Source organism: Brevibacillus daliensis (assembly GCF_021245735.1).
GTDB lineage: Bacteria > Bacillota > Bacilli > Brevibacillales > Brevibacillaceae > Brevibacillus_B > Brevibacillus_B daliensis.
Genome location: NZ_JAJISB010000006.1, coordinates 102,781 through 124,956, shown reverse-complemented (window position 1 = coordinate 124,956; position 22,176 = coordinate 102,781). Strand labels below are relative to the sequence as shown.

At 40.1% G+C, this 22,176-nt stretch carries 21 protein-coding genes and 2 pseudogenes; 2 read left to right on the top strand and 21 right to left on the bottom strand.

Annotated features, from left to right (window positions below; genetic code table 11):
- Positions 1 to 24 precede the first annotated feature (24 nt).
- The 19 genes and pseudogenes from fliE to LM917_RS08200 all read right to left on the bottom strand — a co-directional run bounded on the left by fliE (position 25) and on the right by LM917_RS08200 (position 18,421).
- A complete protein-coding gene (fliE, locus tag LM917_RS08290) occupies positions 25 to 324 on the bottom strand; it encodes a flagellar hook-basal body complex protein FliE (protein ID WP_232697029.1) in 300 nt (99 codons plus the stop codon).
- 13 nt (positions 325 to 337) lie between these two features.
- Positions 338 to 799, bottom strand: coding sequence for a flagellar basal body rod protein FlgC (flgC, locus tag LM917_RS08285; RefSeq protein WP_232697028.1), 462 nt, complete (start codon positions 797 to 799; stop codon positions 338 to 340).
- Between the two features lie 7 nt (positions 800 to 806).
- Positions 807 to 1,217 (bottom strand): flagellar basal body rod protein FlgB, encoded by a 411-nt coding sequence (gene flgB, locus LM917_RS08280; RefSeq protein ID WP_232697027.1) that lies wholly within the window; start codon positions 1,215 to 1,217, stop codon positions 807 to 809.
- Between the two features lie 341 nt (positions 1,218 to 1,558).
- Positions 1,559 to 2,338: a GTP-sensing pleiotropic transcriptional regulator CodY gene (gene codY / locus LM917_RS08275; RefSeq protein ID WP_232697026.1), complete on the bottom strand. Its 780-nt coding sequence runs from the start codon at positions 2,336 to 2,338 to the stop codon at positions 1,559 to 1,561.
- 60 nt (positions 2,339 to 2,398) lie between these two features.
- On the bottom strand, positions 2,399 to 3,796 hold the full coding sequence (hslU, locus tag LM917_RS08270; protein ID WP_232697025.1) for an ATP-dependent protease ATPase subunit HslU: 1,398 nt from the start codon (positions 3,794 to 3,796) through the stop codon (positions 2,399 to 2,401).
- Between the two features lie 7 nt (positions 3,797 to 3,803).
- Positions 3,804 to 4,355 carry an ATP-dependent protease subunit HslV gene (gene hslV, locus LM917_RS08265; RefSeq protein WP_232697024.1) on the bottom strand — a complete coding sequence of 184 codons (552 nt, stop codon included), beginning with the start codon at positions 4,353 to 4,355 and terminating at the stop codon, positions 3,804 to 3,806.
- 7 nt (positions 4,356 to 4,362) lie between these two features.
- The gene (xerC, locus tag LM917_RS08260) at positions 4,363 to 5,286 is read right to left on the bottom strand and encodes a tyrosine recombinase XerC (protein ID WP_232697023.1); all 924 of its coding nucleotides are present in this window, start codon (positions 5,284 to 5,286) and stop codon (positions 4,363 to 4,365) included.
- Positions 5,287 to 5,347: 61 nt separating this feature from the next.
- Positions 5,348 to 6,661 carry an FADH(2)-oxidizing methylenetetrahydrofolate--tRNA-(uracil(54)-C(5))-methyltransferase TrmFO gene (trmFO, locus tag LM917_RS08255; RefSeq protein ID WP_232697022.1) on the bottom strand — a complete coding sequence of 438 codons (1,314 nt, stop codon included), beginning with the start codon at positions 6,659 to 6,661 and terminating at the stop codon, positions 5,348 to 5,350.
- 55 nt (positions 6,662 to 6,716) lie between these two features.
- Positions 6,717 to 8,798, bottom strand: a complete 2,082-nt coding sequence (topA, locus tag LM917_RS08250) for a type I DNA topoisomerase (RefSeq protein ID WP_232697021.1) — start codon at positions 8,796 to 8,798, stop codon at positions 6,717 to 6,719.
- Between the two features lie 67 nt (positions 8,799 to 8,865).
- Positions 8,866 to 9,969 carry a DNA-processing protein DprA gene (dprA, locus tag LM917_RS08245; RefSeq protein WP_232697020.1) on the bottom strand — a complete coding sequence of 368 codons (1,104 nt, stop codon included), beginning with the start codon at positions 9,967 to 9,969 and terminating at the stop codon, positions 8,866 to 8,868.
- Between the two features lie 155 nt (positions 9,970 to 10,124).
- Positions 10,125 to 11,027, bottom strand: a complete 903-nt coding sequence (sucD, locus tag LM917_RS08240) for a succinate--CoA ligase subunit alpha (protein WP_232697019.1) — start codon at positions 11,025 to 11,027, stop codon at positions 10,125 to 10,127.
- Between the two features lie 53 nt (positions 11,028 to 11,080).
- Positions 11,081 to 12,241, bottom strand: a complete 1,161-nt coding sequence (gene sucC, locus LM917_RS08235) for an ADP-forming succinate--CoA ligase subunit beta (protein WP_232697018.1) — start codon at positions 12,239 to 12,241, stop codon at positions 11,081 to 11,083.
- Between the two features lie 263 nt (positions 12,242 to 12,504).
- Positions 12,505 to 13,560, bottom strand: a complete 1,056-nt coding sequence (locus LM917_RS08230; RefSeq protein ID WP_232697017.1) for a hypothetical protein — start codon at positions 13,558 to 13,560, stop codon at positions 12,505 to 12,507.
- Between the two features lie 41 nt (positions 13,561 to 13,601).
- On the bottom strand, positions 13,602 to 14,516 hold the full coding sequence (locus tag LM917_RS08225) for an AlbA family DNA-binding domain-containing protein (protein WP_232697016.1): 915 nt from the start codon (positions 14,514 to 14,516) through the stop codon (positions 13,602 to 13,604).
- 239 nt (positions 14,517 to 14,755) lie between these two features.
- Positions 14,756 to 15,052, bottom strand: coding sequence for a hypothetical protein (locus tag LM917_RS08220; protein ID WP_232697015.1), 297 nt, complete (start codon positions 15,050 to 15,052; stop codon positions 14,756 to 14,758).
- A 553-nt stretch (positions 15,053 to 15,605) separates the two neighbouring features.
- Positions 15,606 to 17,540: an ABC transporter ATP-binding protein gene (locus LM917_RS08215; protein WP_232697014.1), complete on the bottom strand. Its 1,935-nt coding sequence runs from the start codon at positions 17,538 to 17,540 to the stop codon at positions 15,606 to 15,608.
- A 166-nt stretch (positions 17,541 to 17,706) separates the two neighbouring features.
- A pseudogene (locus tag LM917_RS08210) lies at positions 17,707 to 18,143 on the bottom strand (zinc ribbon domain-containing protein); the annotation flags it as partial.
- A 45-nt stretch (positions 18,144 to 18,188) separates the two neighbouring features.
- A pseudogene (locus LM917_RS24770) lies at positions 18,189 to 18,245 on the bottom strand (helix-turn-helix domain-containing protein); the annotation flags it as partial.
- Between the two features lie 11 nt (positions 18,246 to 18,256).
- Positions 18,257 to 18,421: a transposase gene (locus LM917_RS08200; RefSeq protein WP_232697171.1), complete on the bottom strand. Its 165-nt coding sequence runs from the start codon at positions 18,419 to 18,421 to the stop codon at positions 18,257 to 18,259.
- Between the two features lie 504 nt (positions 18,422 to 18,925).
- On the opposite strand from LM917_RS08200, the gene LM917_RS08195 reads away from it, so the two are divergent.
- Entirely contained in the window at positions 18,926 to 20,530 is a 1,605-nt protein-coding gene (locus tag LM917_RS08195) for a YifB family Mg chelatase-like AAA ATPase (protein WP_232697013.1), read from the top strand.
- Positions 20,531 to 20,907: 377 nt separating this feature from the next.
- On the top strand, positions 20,908 to 21,156 hold the full coding sequence (locus tag LM917_RS08190; protein WP_232697012.1) for an AbrB/MazE/SpoVT family DNA-binding domain-containing protein: 249 nt from the start codon (positions 20,908 to 20,910) through the stop codon (positions 21,154 to 21,156).
- 346 nt (positions 21,157 to 21,502) lie between these two features.
- Here LM917_RS08190 and LM917_RS08185 read toward each other — a convergent pair whose 3' ends face one another.
- Both LM917_RS08185 and LM917_RS08180 read right to left on the bottom strand, forming a co-directional pair.
- A complete protein-coding gene (locus LM917_RS08185) occupies positions 21,503 to 21,880 on the bottom strand; it encodes a YraN family protein (protein WP_232697011.1) in 378 nt (125 codons plus the stop codon).
- Positions 21,877 to 22,167 carry a FlhB-like flagellar biosynthesis protein gene (locus tag LM917_RS08180; protein WP_232697010.1) on the bottom strand — a complete coding sequence of 97 codons (291 nt, stop codon included), beginning with the start codon at positions 22,165 to 22,167 and terminating at the stop codon, positions 21,877 to 21,879. The genes LM917_RS08185 and LM917_RS08180 overlap by 4 nt, the downstream gene beginning before the upstream one ends.
- Between the last annotated feature and the right edge of the window lie 9 nt (positions 22,168 to 22,176).

Below are 22,176 nucleotides of genomic sequence, written 5' to 3'. Positions count from 1 at the left end.
AAGAGCTACTAACCCTATGAAATCTTACACCTGCATCCGCATTATTTCTTGATAAGCTTCTACAGCCTTATTTCGAACTTCCATCGTCATTTGAAGCATGACCGCTGCTTTTTGGCTGGATATCATAACATTGTGAATATCTGTTATCTCACCTGCCATATACTTTTGATTCAACTGAGATGATTCCACCTGAGCTTGATCGACCTTTTCCAATGCATTCGTCATAAATTCTGAAAATGAACGAGCTACTTCAGCAGGAGAAGCGGTCTGTTCCAATTGTGTTGAAGGCGTATTCATAACAGAACCTAAACCACTAATTTCCATCTTGCGCTCCCCCTTATTTTCCGTTAATTTCAAAAGCCTTTTGCATCATAGCTTTTGTAGCATTTAGCACCGTCACGTTTGCTTCATAGGCTCTGGAAGCTGAAATTAGATCTACAAACTCACGTGTTAAATCAACATTTGGCATTAATACATAGCCTTCCTGATCGGAGTCGGGATGATCAGGGTTATACACACGTTTAAATGGTGTTGAATCTTCTTTAATCGAAGAAACTCGAACACCATTTTGTTGCTTTCCTGCTACGTTTCCTATAGCTGCTTCTAGCAATGTGTCAAAAGAATCTCCACTTCTCGGAGACAATTCCACCATTTTACGCTTGTACGGTTGCCAAGCACCATCTACATTATTTGCTCTTGTTACATTTGCATTAGCAATGTTAGATGCAATAACGTCGAGCCTGAAGCGATTTGCTGTTAAGGCAGAAGCACTACTATCAAATCCTCGGAATAGATTCATAATCTACCTAATTCCCCCCGCCATTGATAACACTCTTCATCTTTGTAAAATACCCATTAGTCATTTGAACCAGACCATTGTACCAGATGGTATTTTTGGCTTGTTGGCTCATTTCGTACTCAACGTCTACGTTGTTACCGTTATTTTGAATAGCTGTCTGATTGTTACTTACTATACGGGCATGAGGGATAGTCCCGAGTCCTGAGACAAATGGTATATGCTTTTGGTTCGTCTGGTATGCATCCAATTGACCAGTTTTTCCCTCTAGAGCTTCAAGCAGCATACCTTCAAACACGACCTGTTTACTCTTGAATTCGGGCGTATCTACATTTGCAATATTATTTGAAGTTACCTTTTGCCTTGCCATAGCTGCATCCAACGATCTTTCCATCATCTGTAACTGTTTGGTTTGAATCACTCTGCTCTCCCCTCCTTTTTTCCTAGTAATGACATATTTTCCCTAAATTCTATTTTGTTCGACAATGAATACGTTCCTATAATACCATGCGTTATTCTACTATAAAAGCCCTATCTTAATAGGTCTAGGAAAAATGTTACAAAAGTCTCAATTAGGTTAAAATCCCTGTTTCAGATAATGCTTTTTTATCATATTCATAAAATGATAATTTCTTATTAACAATGTGAATAATACAAATGAACTATGTAGATTTTGACTATTTATAGAGAAAAATGGAAAGGGAGGTCCTAAGACCTCCCTTTCCTTTCTTAAAAAGCTTTTAATACAAGCTTTATCGTTTCTTATGGAGTTTTTAATTTTTCTAACTCAGGCGTTAATTTCTCGTTTAGGACTTTAATGAAAGTACCTTTCATTCCAAGTGAACGAGATTCGATTACACCTGCACTCTCCAATTTACGAAGAGCATTTACAATTACCGAACGTGTGATTCCTACTCGATCGGCAATTTTCGACGCTACAAGTAGGCCTTCTTTCCCATCTAGCTCTTGGAAGATATGTTCTACTGCTTCCAACTCACTGTAAGACAGGGATCCAATTGCCATTTGTACGACTGCTTTACTGCGAGCTTCTTCTTCAATAGCTTCTGCACGCTCACGCAGAATTTCCATACCAACTACAGTCGCTCCAACTTCTGCCAGCAATAGGTCACCATCAACAAACTCATTGTTCACACGAGCCAAGATCAATGTACCTAGACGATCTCCGCCACCCATGATTGGCACGATGGTAGTGTAACCAGTGCGGAACACTTCTTTCATTTCACTAGGGAAAGCAGAGTGTGGGCTGTTTACATCCAGGTTTGCAGATGTTTCTTCAACTTTTAACAAACCGTTGCTATATTCTTCTGGGAAGCGGCGCTCCTCCAGCATTTTACGGATACGATCATTGTCAATCTCTTGGGCAATTGCATAGCCAAGCAATTTACCTTTTCTGCTTAGTACAAAAATATTGGCGTCGATTACATCGCTTAGTACATTCGCCATCTCATTAAAGTTAACGGCATGACCCGCTGATTTTTGTAACATACGGTTAATTCGTCTTGTTTTTGCTAATAAATCCATTTTTAGTTTCCTCCTGACATCTTCTCACAAATCGATCATCAATCTCTTATTTTTTTCTTTTTATAAAATGTATTGACTTAAGTCACGATTCTGTACAATACTATTTAACTTCTCATGCACGTATTGGGGAGTGATTTGTATCACACCTAAGTGAATATCTGGTGCTTCAAACGATAATTCCTCAAGCAACTTCTCCAAAATGGTATGCAATCTGCGCGCTCCAATATTATCTGTTGATTGATTCACCTCTGCTGCCAATCGTGCTATCTCATATATAGCTTCTTCACTAAACTCGATTTTAATTCCTTCCGTTTCCAAAAGTGCAATGTATTGTGTTAACAACGCATTTTTAGGTTCAGTTAGAATCCGTACAAAATCCTGGATTTGTAAATTGGTTAACTCCACACGAATTGGGAATCTACCTTGCAATTCCGGTATCAGATCAGATGGTTTCGCTACATGAAAAGCACCTGCTGCAATAAACAACATGTAATCTGTTTTTACAGGTCCATATTTCGTCATAATTGTAGAACCTTCCACAATTGGCAAAATATCCCTTTGAACACCTTCTCGGGATACATCTGGTCCTCTACTATCTTTGCCCGCAATTTTATCGATTTCATCAATAAATACGATACCAAATTGCTCAGCACGCATGATTGACTCTTGAATCACTTCATCCATATCAACCAATTTCTGTGCTTCTTGTTGAGTCAGGATCTTTCGTGCTTCCTTAACGGTAAGCTTGCGGTTCTTTGTACGCTTTGGCATCAAGCTTCCAAGCATATCCTGCATCTGGTTGCCCATAGACTCTGCTCCAGGTATTTGAAGCATATCAAACATAGTAGGCGATTGATCTTCAACCTCTATCTCTATAATTTGCTCTTCGAGTTGTCCTGATGCAAGTTGCCACGAAACTTGTCTGCGTTGTTGTTCCAGAGATTGATCTTCCGGTTCTGGTTGTGGTGTCTGTTGTTGATTGGAAAATAGCATCTCAAAAGGATTCTTGTAGTTATTCTGCGCTTTCTTCGATGGAACGAGCAGCTGAACGATAGCCTCTTCAGCATTTTTTTCAGCTTTTTCTTTAACTGCTTCTGTCTTCTCGTTTTTAACGATGCGAATGGAAGATTCGACCAAATCTCGAATCATGGACTCAACGTCACGTCCTACATAGCCAACCTCCGTATATTTCGTAGCTTCAACTTTTATAAACGGCGCTTTGGTTAGCTTAGCAATTCGTCTGGCGATTTCCGTTTTACCGACACCAGTTGGACCAATCATCAGGATGTTTTTTGGAATGACGTCATCCTTCATGCCTTCCGGCAATTTGCTTCGTCTATATCTATTGCGGAGTGCTACAGCAATTGCACGTTTAGCTTGCTGTTGCCCTACAATGTATTTATCCAATTTTTCTACTATCATGCGGGGGGTTAATTGCTCCCAGTTATTCAAGGACATCTCTCCCTTACACTTCCATTTTCATGTTTTCAATTACCAAATTAGTGTTGGTAAACACGCAAATTTCTGCGGCTGTCAAAAGACTTGCTTCTGCAATTTGCCGCGCAGTAAGATGTGGGGCATTGTTCTTGAGCGCCCGCCCTGCTGCTAGTGCAAAACTCCCGCCAGATCCAATAGCAAGTATTCCATCATCCGGTTCAATGATTTCTCCATTACCTGAGATGAGCAATAGATGTTTTTTATTACATACAAGCATCATCGCTTCCAATCTTCGTAAAACCTTATCAGAACGCCAATCTTTTGCTAATTCAACTGCGGCTCTCTGCAAGTTACCATGGTACTCTTCCAGCTTGCCTTCAAATAGCTCAAACAGTGTGATGGCATCTGCTACCGATCCGGCAAATCCAGCCATGACCTCGCCACGGTACAACCTTCTTACCTTTTTTGCACCATTTTTCATCACCATGCTATTTCCAAATGTAACCTGCCCGTCTCCCGCAATAGCTGCTTCTCCATTGTGTTGGATAGCAAAAATCGTAGTCGCATGGAATTGTTCCAAAAGTCGTTCACCTCCTGTGAAAATTTGCACGCGGATGTGCCTCATCATAAACATCACGTAACTTTTCTTTCGTAATGTGTGTGTATATCTGCGTTGTGGAGATGTTAACATGACCAAGAAGCTCCTGTACTGTTCGTAAATCTGCCCCACCATTCAATAAATGTGTAGCAAATGTATGCCGAAAAGTATGGGGTGATATCCCCAGATGAAGCGCAGCTTTTGGCAAATATTTATCCACAATTCGGCGCACGCTTCGATCGGATAACGGGTAACCTCGATAGTTGAGCAGAAGCATCTCGGTCTCTTCACGTCCTGCCAACAATCTTGATCGACCTTCATTCAAATAGCGTTTAACAGCAGCAACTGCATATGATCCAAGTGGAACATAACGCTCTTTGGAACCTTTACCAAATACCAATGCGACTCCGTTTTCAAGATCCACTGCGCTTATACTCAGTGTTACCAATTCTGAAACGCGCATTCCGCTGGCATATAGTAATTCCAAAATGCATTTGTCTCGAAGACCCAATGGTGTTTCCAAATCAACAACATGTAGCAATGCCTCCATTTCATGTGGATACATGAAAGTCGGAAGTTTTTTTTCCACTTTCGGAGTCGTGACCATTTGAAAAGGATTTTGTTCCGTATAGGACTCTCTCATCAAAAAACGGTAAAAACTCCTCAAACTGGATAATTTCCTGCCCATACTGCGACGTGATAACCCCTTCTTGGTCAGATATGCCAAAAAAGAACGACCTTGTAAATAAGAAACAGCAGCAAATTCTGTGATTTGTTGCTGTTCCATAAATACGACAAATTCATTGATATCTGCTACGTATTGCTTCAGCGTGTAAGGAGAGGCGTTCTTTTCTACCTTCAGGTAATGGACGAACGATGTGATCCATTTGGATAGTTGAACAGAATTGTCCATCTGAGACGTACTCCTCCCAAATCACCTATATAGTAACATAGGGCAATAAAAGGGTTCAACTTCATTTGTGACTATTATGTGTAAAATTCTGAATACTATCCAATGCTCGTTCAGCTAAGTGTTCGTTTTTTTCTTTTTTATTCCGTATTTTTTTATCCAAGTTCGGCAGCAGACCAAAATTGGCATTCATAGGTTGAAAATGCTTCGCACTGGTTGTGGTTATATAATGTGCCATACTTCCCATAACTGTCTCTTGAGGAAGGACAAGTAATTCTTCACCTTTCGCTAGACGAGCAGCATTAAGACCTGCTAGTAAGCCAGAAGCCGCTGATTCTACATAACCTTCTACACCTGTCATTTGCCCAGCAAAGAAAAGGGTATCACGGTCACGATACTGATAGGTTGGGCTCAATAATCTAGGAGAATTAATAAACGTATTGCGATGCATGACACCGTAACGAACAATCTCACAGTTCTCCAAACCTGGAATCAACTGAAACACTCTTTTTTGTTCTGGCCATTTTAAATGTGTCTGGAATCCAACGATATTATATAAAGTGGCTGCACTGTTATCCTGACGAAGCTGAATGACCGCATGTGGTTGTTCACCCGTGCGAGGATCAGTTAACCCAACTGGTTTTAATGGTCCATATAGCATTGTCTGTTTTCCGCGTGACGCCATAACCTCTATCGGCATGCAGCCTTCAAAAAATACTTCCTTCTCGAATTCCTTCACGGGAACAGTCTCAGCAGTTGTGAGTGCATCATAAAAACGTGTGAACTCTTCCTCATTCATTGGGCAGTTCAAATAAGCAGCTTCTCCCTTATCATAGCGGGATGCTACAAATACTTTTTCCATGTCAATCGATTCTTTTTCGATGATTGGTGCAGCTGCATCATAAAAATATAGATATTCTTCTCCCGTAAGTTCTTTCAATTTCGCTGAAAGATCTGGGGAAGTTAAAGGACCTGTAGCGATTACGACAATTCCATCCGGGATCTCGGTAATCTCATCGTTAACAATTTCAATTAACGGATGATTACGAACAGCACTCGTTACATGATCAGCAAATTCATGACGGTCAACTGCTAGTGCACCACCTGCAGGAACCTGGCATGCGTCTGCGCCTTTCATGATAATGGAATTAAACCGTCGCATTTCTTCTTTTAAAACCCCAACTGCATTTGTCAGCGAATTGGCACGCAATGAGTTACTGCATACTAGTTCAGCGAATTTATCAGTATGATGGGCAGGGGTCTGTTTTACAGGTCTCATTTCATACAATTTGACAGCTACACCTGAATTGGCGATTTGCCAGGCAGCTTCACTGCCAGCAAGCCCTGCTCCTACCACTGTAACGAATGGTTGTGTCATGGTGAACTCCTCACTATTTTTACGGAATAAAGAGGAGAAGGGAAGGACCCGAGAATCAGGTATCGCCTTCTTCCTCATAATCACAATTGCTACATACGATATTAACACCTTGTTTTTTACGTTTTTTCTCCACTAACATATGTGAACACTTAGGACAAGGTCTGGCAATTGGCTTATCCCACGATAAGAATTCACATGTTGGATAATTGGTGCATCCGTAAAAAATTCGGTTTTTCTTACTCTTACGTTCTACAATTTGTCCTTCCTTACATAGCGGACATTCTACTCCAATATGTTTCACAATCGGCTTGGTGACACGACATTCTGGGAATCCGGAACAAGCAAGGAATTTGCCGAATCGACCCAGTTTGTAAACGAGTGGTTTTCCACACTCTTCACAGAGTTCATCAGAGTATTCAGGTTTCAACTCTACTTCCTTCATTTCTTCTTCGGCAACTTTTACTCTTTCAGCAAAACCGCCATAGAAGGAGTCCAGGATATTAACCCAGTCAGCAATTCCATCTTCTACCTTATCCAAATTGCCTTCCATTCCAGATGTAAATTCTACATCCAAAATCTCCGGGAAGAATTCCTCGACTAACGAAATTACGATTTCACCCAATTCTGTAGGTACAAATCGTTTTTCTTCCAAAGCTACATACCCGCGTTTTTGAATCGTCTCAAGAGTTGGAGAGTATGTAGATGGACGTCCAATCCCATTTTCCTCCAGCGTCTTTAGCATTCTAGCCTCTGTATAACGAGGCGGTGGTTGTGTGAAGTGTTGCTTTGGTTCCATCGACTCTTCCGTCAGTACTTGACCTTCTTCTAACGGTGGTAATAGTTTATCGTCGTCATTCTTGTTCTCATCGTTACCTTCCACATACACTTTCATAAAGCCAGGGAATTTCACTTTTGAACCACTGGCACGGAAGGCCACTCCATTATTATCAATATCTACGCTCATTGTATCCAGTATGGCAGATGCCATTTGGCTAGCAAGGAATCGCTCCCAAATCAGGCGATAAAGGCGTAGTTGATCTCTGCTCAGGTTATCTTTCAACGAATCAGGAGTGCGCAAGATAGATGTTGGGCGAATGGCTTCGTGAGCATCTTGTGTGTTCTCTTTTTTGACAGGAACTCTTTCTTCCTTCATTAGAAATGCATCACCGAATTGCTCATTGATATAATCTTTCGTTTCTAACTGAGCTGTTTGAGAGACACGTGTAGAATCTGTACGCATGTAAGTAATCAAACCTACAGTACCTTCTTTTTTACCTAGATCGATACCCTCATAAAGCTGCTGAGCGATCATCATCGTTTTTGAAGTACGGAAGTTGAGCTTTCTTGCAGCTTCCTGTTGCATGGAGCTAGTAATAAAAGCAGGGGCAGGGTTTCTTTTCCGTTCCCGCTTTTGCACCTTTGCTACTCGGTATTCGTCTTTCTTGATTTTTCGCAAAATCTTTTGCACTTCTTCTTCTGAGTTTATTTCCACTTTCTCGTTATTAATACCATAAAAACGAGCTTCCAGTGGTTTTTTTCCTGAGAGAAGTGTTGTTGTGATCGACCAATACTCTTCCGGGATAAATGCAGAAATTTCTTTTTCCCGATCGATAATCAATTTTACCGTAACGGATTGTACGCGACCAGCAGAAAGCCCCTTACGTACTTTCTTCCAAAGGATTGGACTGATATTATAGCCTACAAGTCGATCCAAAATCCTTCTAGCCTGTTGTGCATGTACTAAATCCATATTAATATGCCTCGGGTGCTTAAAAGCATCCTTGATGGCATCTTTCGTTATCTCATTAAAAACGACACGAATCGGTTTAGATAGATCTAGATTTAAATATTGTGCTAAGTGCCACGCAATTGCTTCCCCTTCGCGATCCGGGTCAGCTGCGAGGTACACAATTTTAGCTTTTTTTGCTGCATCTTTTAATCCTTTTAAAATGTCACCTTTACCACGAATGGTTATGTATTTAGGTTCAAAATGGTCCTCAACATTTACTCCCATTTGACTCTTTGGGAGATCACGAACATGGCCCATCGAAGCTTTCACGGTATATTTGCTGCCTAAATATTTTCCTATCGTCTTTGCTTTCGTCGGGGACTCGACGATAACAAGAGTGTCAGCCATTCTATTCCTCCCCCCAACAATCTGAATCTCCCCTATTATTCAATATGCAATTTCATTTGTCAAACTGCTATTTATTTCCACTTACACTTTGCTTTCGTTCATATAAGTTCCCTGGCAGGGTCACAATTATATCTTTTCCCATCAATTGAAGCAATAGTATAGGCAGTTCCTTTTTCCATTTTTCAGGCATTAGTCGATATAATTCATCAAAGTGCATGGATTCATCACTGAACAGATCAAAGAGACATTTCTCTTCCAATGAGAGAGTAACAGCATGTCCCTCTTCACTTTTTTTCAGTACACTTCGCATATAGACGGGAAGTTCCTCCAGAATATCTTCTATCGAAACTACTAGTTTTGCCCCTTCTTTAATCAGGTTATTCGTACCTTCGCTTTTTATGGAAAAAATCGAACCTGGAACAGCAAATACGTCTCTGCCTTGCTCTAAAGCAAACTGTGCTGTGATTAATGATCCACTTTTTATTGCGGCTTCAATCACGAGAGTCGCCCAACTTAATCCACTGATAATGCGGTTTCGTTCAGGAAAAAAACCAGGACGTGGTAAAGTGGATGGTACATATTCCGAAAGCAGAAGTCCATTTTCTTGGATATGGCTATATAATAACCTATTTTCAGCTGGATAAATCTGATCAAGCCCCGATCCAAACACTCCAATTGTACTTCCTTCTGTTTTTAAAGCTGCACGGTGAGCTTCTGTATCAATTCCTTTGGCAAATCCAGAAACGATCGTCATCCCCATGCTTGCCAATTTTCCAGTAAGTACCTGACAGGCATTTTTTCCATAGGTCGATGGAATTCGCGATCCTACGACACTTATCGAGGGATTTTGCAAACACGATAAGTTTCCCTTGTAGAATAGAAGTAACGGCGGATCAGGTATCTCACGCAAATAGGAAGGATACACGTCATCCCAAAGCGTAAAAAAACTGACCCCCCGCTCCTCTGCCTCTTGCTTATCGTTCCACACCTGCTCTTCATCTATTGGAATCACTCTGCTTTTTTTCTCTGTTGCCCATTCAATTCTCCCATGCTTAAATGGCGTCTCAAAACTTCCAAATTGCTCGTATATCTTCCAGATACTTTTACGACCTATTCCCGGGATTTTTACTAATGAGTACAAATAATCTCTTTCTTGTAAGCGCTTACCCATTTTTCTCTTCACTCCTTCCACCTTGTTTCTTCATTATAAAAAGAGACAGATGGGAGGCACAAAAAATACTAGCCAACCCGTGAGCATGATTTCTCTCCTCTGTTCGAAGAAAGAAAGATTCCCACCTGTTGGCTAGCTAAGAGAGTAAGGCTTTACTATTTCGAGAGTACGCTTTCTAGCATACCTTTTTCTTTTAGCAATTCTACTAACGTTTCTCCAATAACTGCTGGGGTTTTTGCTACGCGAACACCACACTCTTCCAGTTTGGCAATCTTTTCAGCAGCTGTACCCTTTCCGCCTGAGATGATTGCACCAGCATGTCCCATACGTTTTCCTGGAGGTGCTGTTTGACCACCAATGAATCCTACTACAGGTTTTTTCATGTTCGCTTTGATCCACTCAGCCGCTTCTTCTTCTGCTGTACCACCGATTTCCCCGATCATAATTACTGCTTCTGTATTAGGATCTTCGTTGAACAATTGAAGAACTTCGATAAAGTTCGTACCGTTAACAGGGTCTCCACCAATACCTACAGCAGTAGATTGACCGATGCCACGAGTAGAAGTTTGGTGTACTGCTTCATATGTCAGGGTACCAGAGCGGGATACGATACCCACTTTTCCTGGTAAATGAATGTAGCCAGGCATAATACCTATTTTGCATTCACCTGGAGTGATAACGCCTGGGCAGTTAGGACCGATCAGACGAGTCTTTTTACCTTCCATGTAGCGCTTCACTTTTACCATGTCTAGAACCGGGATACCTTCTGTGATACAAATAACCAAATCCAGTCCTGCATCTACTGCCTCCATAATAGAATCAGCAGCAAAAGCTGGTGGTACATATACAACAGAAACGTTAGCACCTGTTTTTTCTACAGCTTCTACAACTGTATTGAAAATAGGGATGCCGTCTACTTCTGTGCCACCCTTACCTGGTGTAACACCGCCTACCATGTTCGTACCATATTCTACAGCGCCGCGGGTATGGAATAAACCTGTCGCGCCTGTAATCCCTTGCGTAATGACCTTCGTATTTTTATTAATCAAAATACTCATCGCGTATAATTCCCACCTTTTTGTCGTCTTCTTGCTTCTCTCTAACGAATCTACTATTTTACGAGAGCAACGATCTTTTCAGCGCCATCCGCCATTGAATCTGCTGCTACGATATCAAGACCTGATTCTTTTAGAATTTTCTTACCCAGATCAACGTTTGTACCCTCAAGGCGTACAACTAGTGGTTTGTCCAACTTAACTTGTTTAGCAGCCGCAACTACACCGCTGGCAATGATATCACACTTCATGATTCCACCAAAGATATTGATAAAGATTCCTTTAACCTTTTCATCAGACAGGATAATCTTGAATGCTTCAGTTACTTTCTCCTCAGTAGCTCCGCCCCCTACATCTAGGAAGTTGGCAGGATCTCCACCGTAGAATTTGATAATGTCCATTGTTGCCATGGCTAGACCTGCTCCGTTAACCATGCATCCGATGTTACCATCAAGAGCGATGTAGGAAAGATCAAATTTGGAAGCTTCGATCTCTTTTTCATCCTCTTCATCCAAGTCACGCAATTCTAAAATATCTTTATGACGATATAGCGCATTGCTGTCGAAGTTCAACTTCGCATCAAGAGCCATTACTTCACCATCACCTGTTACAACAAGAGGGTTGATCTCAGCGATTGAGCAATCCTTGTCCACAAATGCTTGGTACAAGCTCATCATGAATTTGGCAGCTTTGTTTACCAATTCATTAGGGATTTTGATAGAATACGCCAAACGACGTGCTTGGAAAGGAGTTAATCCTACCAATGGATCTACTACTTCTTTGAAGATTTTTTCTGGAGTCTTTTCAGCTACTTCCTCAATGTCCATTCCGCCTTCTTCAGAACCCATCAAAACGACGCGATCCGTAGCGCGGTCTACAACAACACCAATGTAGTATTCCTTTTTGATGTCGCAGCCTTGTTCAATAAGTAAGCGTTTTACTTCTTTTCCTTCTGGACCAGTCTGATGAGTAACAAGTACTTTACCCAGGATATCAGTTGCGTATGTACGCACTTCGTCCATGTTTTTCGCTACTTTAACCCCACCAGCTTTACCACGTCCACCTGCATGGATTTGAGCTTTAACAACAACTACTTTTGTTCCTAGCTCTTCTGCTGCTTTAACAGCCTCTTCTACAGTAAAAGCAACGCGGCCTTCCGGTACCTTTACCCCGTATTTCTTTAGTATCTCTTTCCCTTGATACTCATGAATGTTCATTCTGCAACCTCCTATGGCAGTTTGAATCAATAATAACGAGCAAAAGATTAATGATAGCCAGCCCAAAAACCAGCCCACAAGAAGGGTCTGGCATTGTTTTGAAAACCGTCACAATCTTGTGACGTATTCATTTTACGACAACATTCTGCAATTGTCACTTAAATGATATGCTCTCATTTATATACTAAGTATTTTTTTGTTAGAAAAAACTGAACCAAAACATCAGGAAGCTAATAAGAAAGCATATTTTCACTATTTTGATCTTATGAAAATAACAACACTTCCAATTTTTCCTGTAGCTTTACATGTCGAAAAATCTGTCCATTCCACTCAAAATAGTCCTTCCAAACTTTCACTTCGTGTACATTTTCTTGTTCTATAATAAGTAACCGCAGGTAAGAAGGTCCCTGTTCTGTTACTTCAGTTTGAGAATATGAACCTTGTAGCAATCGAACAACCTGATGCATAGAACTTTTGTCTTTTTGGTTGTCCGCCTTCAATATACTATCCTTTTCTTCTGACTTATTTACAACCTGAACAACTTTTAATTCATCTGCTTCATATAAGGCTTGCCACTTGTTACTATCCATTTTAACAGGCAACAAGTCTTCAATAAACGGATATAATTCATCAGAAGCTTGATAATATAATGTCTCTTTTCCTAATATGCACTTAAGCAACCCAGGATTAAGAACCTGAAACTGTATCTGCCCATCTCTATGCCTGAAGCTGATCTGATAAGAAGGATATAATGGATACAACCCTCGGAATTCATCATTCGTATATGTAATCTGAGATAGTGTATCCCATGCTTCATCCAGTTTATTTCCTTGTAAATTAGCGAAGGGACGTCCAGGTAAATCGTTTGCTTTCATTTCTAAAGACATAGGTGGATTATCCGGAAGTAATGCATTCCCTAATTGCACCTTAGTCTGTTGATAAAACTCCTCTGCATCGCTTCCTCTAAACGTTTGATTCGCATATGTAAAGCCAGTTGGCCCCACTTCCATAACCACTGGGGCTTCCTGTGGAACGTAGGCGATTAATCGATAAAATATCTCTTCCTCAGATAATTTTTCCGGCGTTGGGGATAGCTTTCTATAGTTTCCTTCCAATACAAGCTGATGAAAGCGCATCGGATCAATTTGAATTTCTTGTCCACTGGTAGTTAATATGGAAACTCTATCAACATACTGGAGCCTATCTGTCATATTCATCTCTTGTTTAATACTTTGTTCCTCAAGTGGTGCTTGGCAACCTGTTGCGGCGAAACAGGTCCACATAACTGATACAAAGTAAACATGCCATTTTTTCATCATGTGCATGCTCCCCTTTCGTTTCTGATCCCTTTTATGTACCGTTACAGTAATCCGAGTCGTCGACTTATATCGCTACCTAATCTGCGTTGTACATAAATCTCACCAATCTGATGCGGATCTTTTACAATGAAGGAGCGATTATTGGTACGGATTGATACATATTTTTCACCGCTTTTATCTTTACCACAGATTAATTCATTTCCTACTTCTACAAAAATAACAACAACATACTTGTCTCCAACCTGTTTTAACGTAATTTTTGGGAACGGATTCAATATTGGAGTTGTTTTATCATGTATGTATTGTGTAATCGCCAATAAGTATTTGTCCTGGTCTCCGTAATGTTCTAGCTCCTCGTTCACTCCAATAATGCTACAATCATCACTGATTCCTAGAAACAAATTGCCATTGTTACTATTTGCAAAAGCAACGATTGACTTAATGATGGTATGCTTTGAGTGCAAAAAATCTCGCTTGAATTCAATCATGTCGTTTTCACCAATTTTGATAGCAAGAAGTGGATCATCTATTCTGCCAAGATGCCTAAATCTACTCAATGCTCCTAATCGATACACATAATCTTCAAACAAATCAGCAGGTAATGAAATATCTTCAATTACAGCATCCATTTTCTGCCACAATTTATAAGTTTGCGGGGAAAAACACATGTCAAACATAACGGAAATTCCTAGCGATTTGATATTCATTCCCACTGCAACTGTACTTGTTTCAAGAGTGTCACCCACATCCAGCTTTACAGGAACATGTTTCCCTCCTGATGATACTTGTAACACGTCTTTTTCCACTAGAAACAAAAAGTAAGTAGCTGGCAAAATGACGTCCCGTTTCATTAAAACCAGATGTTGATTGGGAATCATTTGATGATAAAGAGTAAAGAAAACCAAATCATCCTTACATTGATGTACCTCTGCTACAAACGTACAATAGGTATTCATATTCTCACCTTTGCCAACATATTTTTACTGAGATATTTGTTTGCCCATTCATACTGTCATTATTTCATATATACTTTAATATATTTCTTACTTGTTTATTCCCATTATACAGTTATTCTTACGCATATTTTTTTCCTATCATACAAAACAGTGAGCAATTTTCCTAGTGGAATTTATGTTCTTGCAAAAAAAAGAGCAACTCCTCGTAAGAAGTCACTCGTTTTGATATGATCTACTATTTAACGTGAAGAAGATGGAATACCAGCTTTACCTAATTCTACTTGCGTGTCAAGAACTTCTGTTTCAGGAACTAACACTTGATGTTCCTGTAATTCATACTTTACATCTTTCTTTTGAAGAAACTCTTCTACTTCTGCAATTTGTGTTGCATTCAAGTCATTTAGGAATAAGGGAGCCATCGGACCTTGAGCAGTAAAAGGCAATTGTCCTTCCTTCATGTAGAAGAAGAAAAATGCTGCAATCCCAATTAATACGATTGCACCTGCCATTGCAATCCTTTTTTGTGTCGCTGTCATCTGTTTTTCTCCTTTCCTGTTTCAAAATAAGTTTTATCTTATACAGTAGCCCATGCTATCATTTTTACTTTTAAGGGTCAAACTTCTATAGCAAGTAGTTATTACCAAACAATCGATTTTCTTACAATTTTAAACTTATTTCATACATAACCATATCTGAAATGAATGAATCAAATTAGCGTAAACAACAAGGAAGGAACCGCTCTGGCAAGGCGGTTCCTTCCTTGTTGTTTTCCAAATAATTATTGACCAATTGCTACACAAAGACCGTTAGTGGTTGTGAGATAGATTGTTCCATTAAATCCAATTACTAGTGTATAAATAAAAGTTATGTTTCAAGTTATACTCCCAGAGTTTTTCTCCACGCTGATCAAATGCATGTAATACACCATTAGAGGAAACCGTACTTATTTACAAATTATCCTTGATACTTGATGGAAACAAGACGGTCATGACCGTTTTGTTGGACCGCAAGCGGTCACATCCAATTTAATGAAAAACGTCGAGACGTTTTTCACAGAAAAAGGAGCCAACCATTGGCCCCTTTACATGATTATTTTTCTTTGTTTGCTGCTTCAATCTCTTCTATCAGTAGTGAAAGCTCGGTCCAACGTTCCAATCCCTGATCTAATTGAAGCGTTATCGCCTGTTCAATCTCAAACAATTCTTGGACACGTTCAAAATTACTACCTGCTTGGACAATGGCTGTTTTTATTTCTTCCAGCTGTTGTTCCCACGCAGCGATTTTGTCTTCCAGCTCATCCCAATCTCGTTGGTCTTTATAAGATAACTTTTTGGTTCGCTTGTTACCACGATTATCCTGAGAACTTGCTTGCTCTTTCTTTCGCTCTTCTTCTCTTGCTTTCTCTGCTCGTTGTTCTGCTTGTTTTTCCAATTTGCGATCATCCAGATAATCTGTGTAATTGCCCATGTAGTGTCTGATCTTGCCTCCACCTTCAAAAGCAAATAGATGCTCAACTGTACGATCTAGGAAATATCGATCATGGGATACGGTAATAACAGCACCAGGGAAGCTTTCTAGATAGTCTTCAAGAATGCTAAGAGTCTGAATATCCAGATCATTAGTTGGCTCATCCAAAAATAGAACGTTTGGTTCGCCCATCAAGGTACGAAGCAGGTATAGTCTGCGTCGTTCACCACCAGAGAGCTTGGAAATAAATGTCCATTGCTGGTCAGGTGTAAACAAGAATCTTTCTAGCATCTGCGAGGCAGATAAGGTAAAGCCATCAACTGTTTTTATCTGCTCTGCCACCTCTTTAATGTATTCGATTACGCGTATATTCTCGTTCATTTCTACATGTTCCTGTGTATAAAAAGCAACCTTAACTGTTTCTCCTGTCGCAATCAGCCCTTCATCTGGTTGCAATCTGCCCGCCAACATATTAAGTAGTGTGGATTTCCCGCTACCGTTTGGACCAATAATTCCTATGCGATCAGAAGGTACAACAATATATGTGAAATCGTTAATTAATTGGCGTTCTCCAAAAGATTTACTGACGTGTTCCATTTCAATTACCTTTTTGCCCAAACGACTTGCACCAAGAGCGATATCCAATTTATCTGCGTCTCTTACTACTTTTTTATCTCTCAGCTCTTCCGCTCGTTGTACACGTGCTTTTTGTTTTGTCGTTCGTGCTTTGGCTCCACGTCTTAACCACGCCAACTCTCTTCGCAGAAGGTTTTGACGCTTATCCTCTTGTGCTGCTTCATTCTCTTCACGCGCAGCTTTTTTTTCTAAAAATGACGCATAATTCCCTTCATAGCTGTAAAGGTTTCCTTTATCCAGTTCAAAAATCCGGTTTGTAACCCGATCAAGAAAATATCGATCATGCGTTACTAACAAAAGCGCGCCTTTCCAAGAAGTTAGAAACCCTTCCAGCCATTCCACTGTTTCATTATCAATATGGTTAGTAGGCTCATCTAGAATAAGTAGATCAGCAGGTTGAATTAGTGCTCGCGCCATTGCTACTCGTTTGCGCTGTCCACCAGATAGCTCTCCTACTTTTTGAGAGAATTGCGTTATACCCAGCTTAGTCAAAATCTGCTTAGCCATTGTACTTGCATCCCACGCATCAGTCGCATCCATCTGTTGCTGCGCTTTTATCAAGTTGTTCTGTTTCGCTGTATTTTCAGGTTCAAGCTGAAGCTCATCTAACGCCACTTCATAATTTCTCATGGCTTGCATTAAGGGACTGTCACCATAAAACACCTGTTCCAACACGCTTGATTCACTGTCAAACTGTGGGTTCTGTGGTAAGTACTCAACCTTGAAATGGTTGGAGGTAATGATTTCTCCCTTATCAGCATGTTCAATTCCTGCTAATATTTGGAGTAATGTTGATTTCCCTGTGCCATTAACACCAATTAAGCCGATACGCTGTTGCTCCGTAATATAAAAGGAAATGTTATCAAAAAGCACTTTTTCTCCGTAACTTTTGCTTATTTGTTCAGCTGTTACTATATTCAATCGAATCATCCTTATCGTTGTTTTTCGCCTTTTTACATGAGGTGAATGGAAGATTTTTTCCTTTTCGGGTTTATTCATATTGTACAGGAAGTAAGGGAAGGAATGAACCTCTCATCACTAAAGTGACGAAATTCCTAAGTACGGAAACCTAACGGTTTCTAATTGATTAGGCTATCCCCGTAGTCCCTACGGTTAGAAGTCTTATAGCTTCGTCTCTAAGGTTTTGTCCTGCGTTAATATCTCTGTCGTGATGTGTGCCACAAGAAGGGCAGTCCCACTCACGAAGGTTTAGATTCTTAACGTCTTTGTTTTTATAGCCACAGCCTGAACACATCTGAGAACTTGCAAAGGTTTTAGACACAGCTTCTTTGCCATACCATTTTGCTTTATATTCAAGCATCGTTCTAAATTGTGACCAAGAAACTTCGCTAATTGCTTTGGATAGCTTGTGATTCTTTAACATATTTGACACTTGCTTGGATACGAGCTACTTTGATTCGTTGCTTATTCCAGTTAGAACTACCACGATTACGTCTGGAAAGAATGCGTTGTTCCATTGCTAAATTTTTCCACCGCGCGAAAAAACTTCGGATTGTGTTGTGTCAAAAAGCGATTAAATACAAACCGAGAACAGCCAATTGTTTTAGCTATTAAGATTTCCTGTTCCTTATTAGGATAGATACGAAGCTTATATGCTTTATTCACAATCACTGTTCTCACCTCACTTTTTGTTTTTGGATGTATTCTCGTATTTGTGCTCCTGTATGATCACTAACCGTTGCCACAAAATAAGAAGGATTCCATAGATGACCTGAATACAGAATAACATATGTCGGACAATTGACGTATTTGAAGATACGCCTTGTCCGAAGCCGATTCATCTCGTGATTGAAATCACGAGATGAATCGGCTGGCTCATAAAACCTTATATGAAAAACCAGCCAGGATCGACGGGTAAACATCGTTCTCATTTTTTAGGAATATAATGCTTTTTGCACGACCTCTTCATCCTGTATGTATTTCCATACCTGTTCCCTTGGCAAATCAAATCTGTGTGTATACTCTACCTTCACGAATGAATCCCTCCCCTGCTGATTTTGTGCTCATCTTATTTAACTGAATATCCGAAATATATATGCTAGCTTTTTTACCTAAACTGTAAATCGGTGGAACAATGAAGATAGAGGCGTTTTGTTAGACCCACTCTTCCGCAGAATCTTAAAAAAGTTTCTTTCTTATTTTTCATTATTGAAAGATAGATTTCAGTTTTGAAAAATATTTGATTTGCCTATGACAATAAAGAATTTTTGCGAGGAGGGTTTGTCTTTTACTATGGTATTGATATAGAGCTTGCAGAGGAATGTTGAATAAGGAGGAACTACTTTATGTATGCGAAACTATATGCCGCTACGGTACACGGAATAGATGGATTACTAGTAACAGTAGAGGTTGATATATCGAATGGATTACCTCACTTTGAGCTTGTCGGATTAGGTGGAAGTGCGGTGAAAGAAGCGCGTGACAGAGTCCGATCTGCCTTGCGAAATGCTGGTTATGAATATCCACTAAAACGTATCACCGTCAACTTAGCCCCTGCTGATGTAAGAAAGGATGGATCTGCCTTTGATCTTGCCATCGCGTTAGGTGTGTTGATCGCTTCAGAACAAATGAAGACGCCAGCAACCCCCACACTGATTTTAGGAGAGTTAGCCTTAGATGGTAGTTTACGTCCTGTTCCTGGTGTATTACCAATGGCTCTAAGCGCTCATGAGCATGGCTTTGACCAGATTCTCCTGCCTGAGAAAAACCAAGAGGAAGCTGCTTTGGCAGGACTAACCGTTTTGTCAGCCAACCACTTAAAAATGGCAGTAAAACGATGGTCCGGGGAAAATAATGATACACATACACAAGTAGAACTAATAGAAACTGCATCCGATGAGCAAATGTCTGATCCACAGCACCAGGAAGTACGATTCTCTACTTTCCCTTCCAAAAAGAAGAGGACCTTTGAGAATGCTGTTCAAACCCCTGACTTTTGTGATGTAATTGGTCAACATTTCGTTAAACGAGGACTTGAAGTGGCTGCTGCCGGTATGCATAATGTCATACTCATTGGTCCACCTGGTTCTGGCAAAACAATGCTGGCTACATGCTTACCTTCAATCATGCCGGAATTAAATATCGAAGAATCCTTTGCAGTGACCAAGATTTATAGTATTGCAGGCCAATTACGTTCTCACGGGGGATTAATTCGTACTCGGCCGTTGCGCTCACCTCATCATACGATTTCTCAAAGTGCACTTGCTGGTGGTGGAAACCAAATCCCTCGTCCCGGTGAGTGCAGCCTGGCACATTCTGGAATTCTGTTTCTCGACGAGATGCCTGAATTTTCCCGTGCAGCTCTGGAAGTCCTTAGACAGCCGTTAGAATCAGGTGAAATCATTATAGGCCGTTCAAAACAAACATACACCTATCCCGCACGCTTTCTGTTGCTTGGCTCGATGAATCCTTGTCCATGTGGTTACTACGGTTCTAAAGGCCAGCAGGAGTGTACCTGTACTCCCCAACAGATTCAGCGGTATCGCAGTAGATTGTCTGGGCCCTTGCTCGATCGTATTGATATACATTTAGAAGTACCTCGTATTTCCATTGAAGAAATATCTAGCAGAAGAATCAGCGAGAGTTCCGTTGATATTCGCAAGCGTGTGGAGAAGGCACGACTGATTCAACTAGAGCGCTATCCTCATCGAAAAAATTTTTCATTTAATAGTACAATGTCTGGAAATGAACTCCGAGCTTTTGGTGTATTGGAGAAAGAGGGGAGACAATTAATGGAACTAGCATTTAAAAATTTAGGCCTTAGTGCCCGGGGATACGATAGGATTATCCGAGTTGCGAGAACAATTGCCGATTTGGATTTTTCTGAGAAAATCAATAGCAGTCATGTGGCAGAAGCCATTCAATATCGCTCGCTTGATTATAAAATATAGTACATAATCCTAGTCATTTTTAATTTTATTATATCTTTTTAAGATAAAATAAAAAAACAGGTTTGCAATTGTCCATATTCGGGTAAATAATCTCTAGGCATACTTTTTTGGTCGTTTCTTCCTAATAGATCTTCCCTAGCCAAGGATGTTATGTTTTGCGAAATAATTCATGTAATTGCTTGCTTTGAACAGTTTTTTCCATTGTGCATGTATTAGCATCTGCTTATGTAAGCGAAAACAAGGCTTATTTGTTAGTTATTTAGTCACATTTTTGAAGTAACGAATTATTGACTATTTTATTAAATATTGGTACTATGGACTTAGCAAAAAATGTCGATTATTGTTGACGAACATCTAGGAGAGAGGGGATTATTCTCATGAAATCAACAGGAATTGTAAGAAAAGTTGATGAATTAGGCCGCATTGTATTACCTATTGAATTGCGTCGTACCCTTAACATCGAAATTAAAGATCCAATGGAGATTTATGTAGATGGCGAACGTGTTATCTTGAAAAAATATCTACCTTCTTGTATCTTCTGTGGAAATGCAGATCAAATTGTTCATTTTAAAGGTAAAATTATTTGCAACGATTGTCTTTCTGAAATTCCAGTTACAAAAGAGTAATACATAGCACTAATTACCAATTGATTATTTCATAACCCGAAACCGTTTTCTTTTCAAATAAAAAGAAAATGGTTTCTTTTTATTATTATAAAGTTAAAAAGAGATGCTGAACATTGATACAATCTTTTATTTTTTGAGTACAGAAACTTCTGGGCAAAGGTATCCCCAGACAAGTCGCAGAAAAATTCCCCCATCTTCCCACAAAAAAAAACTCCTCCCTACATTCATGATGGGAGGAAAATTGTCCTGTTGTGGAGGAGTTAGTACGTGTCGAGTACACTTTATCTTACGCACTCACTCTATTTTCTGATGTAGACACTTATCACGAAAACTTAGCCTAATTTTTTTACACATGTTTCACATGTTCAATGAAAAGAGGTGGTGCATCGAGGTCGGGGGAAAACAAGATACCGATTACATCTATTCGAAACGAGTTGTAGACGTGTTGATTTTGTTGTAAGTAATGAATAAGCAGCTGTCTTAACTTAGCTTGCTTGCGCCATGTAATTGATTCAAGTGGTGAACCATAGGAAATGTCCTTTTGCTTTCCTTTTCTGCTCCTCACTTCAATAATTACTAGCTCCCCGCCATCTCTGGCTACTATATCCAATTCTCCCCCTGGTAACCGTACATTCCGGTCTACTATTTCATATCCTAGATTTCGAAGAAAGGAAGACGCATACTCCTCACCAATTTTTCCAAGGTGCTTTCTGCTGTCACTCATAGTAGTTTGTCTCTTTTATCAAGGCGATAGACAAAAGCCAGGACCTCCGCAACAACCTGATACAATTCTGGAGGTATTTGTTGATCGAGATCCAGTTTGGATAACACTTCTATCAATGAAGGATCTTCCTGGATCGGAATATCGTTCTCTTTAGCCTTTTGGAGGATATTTTCCGCTACATATCCTCTTCCCTTGGCTATGACACGAGGGGCTTCATTCTGATTTGCATCATATCTTAATGCAACTGCTTTTTTTGACTGATATCCTTGCCCGTTATTCGTTGCCATGTAAATCTC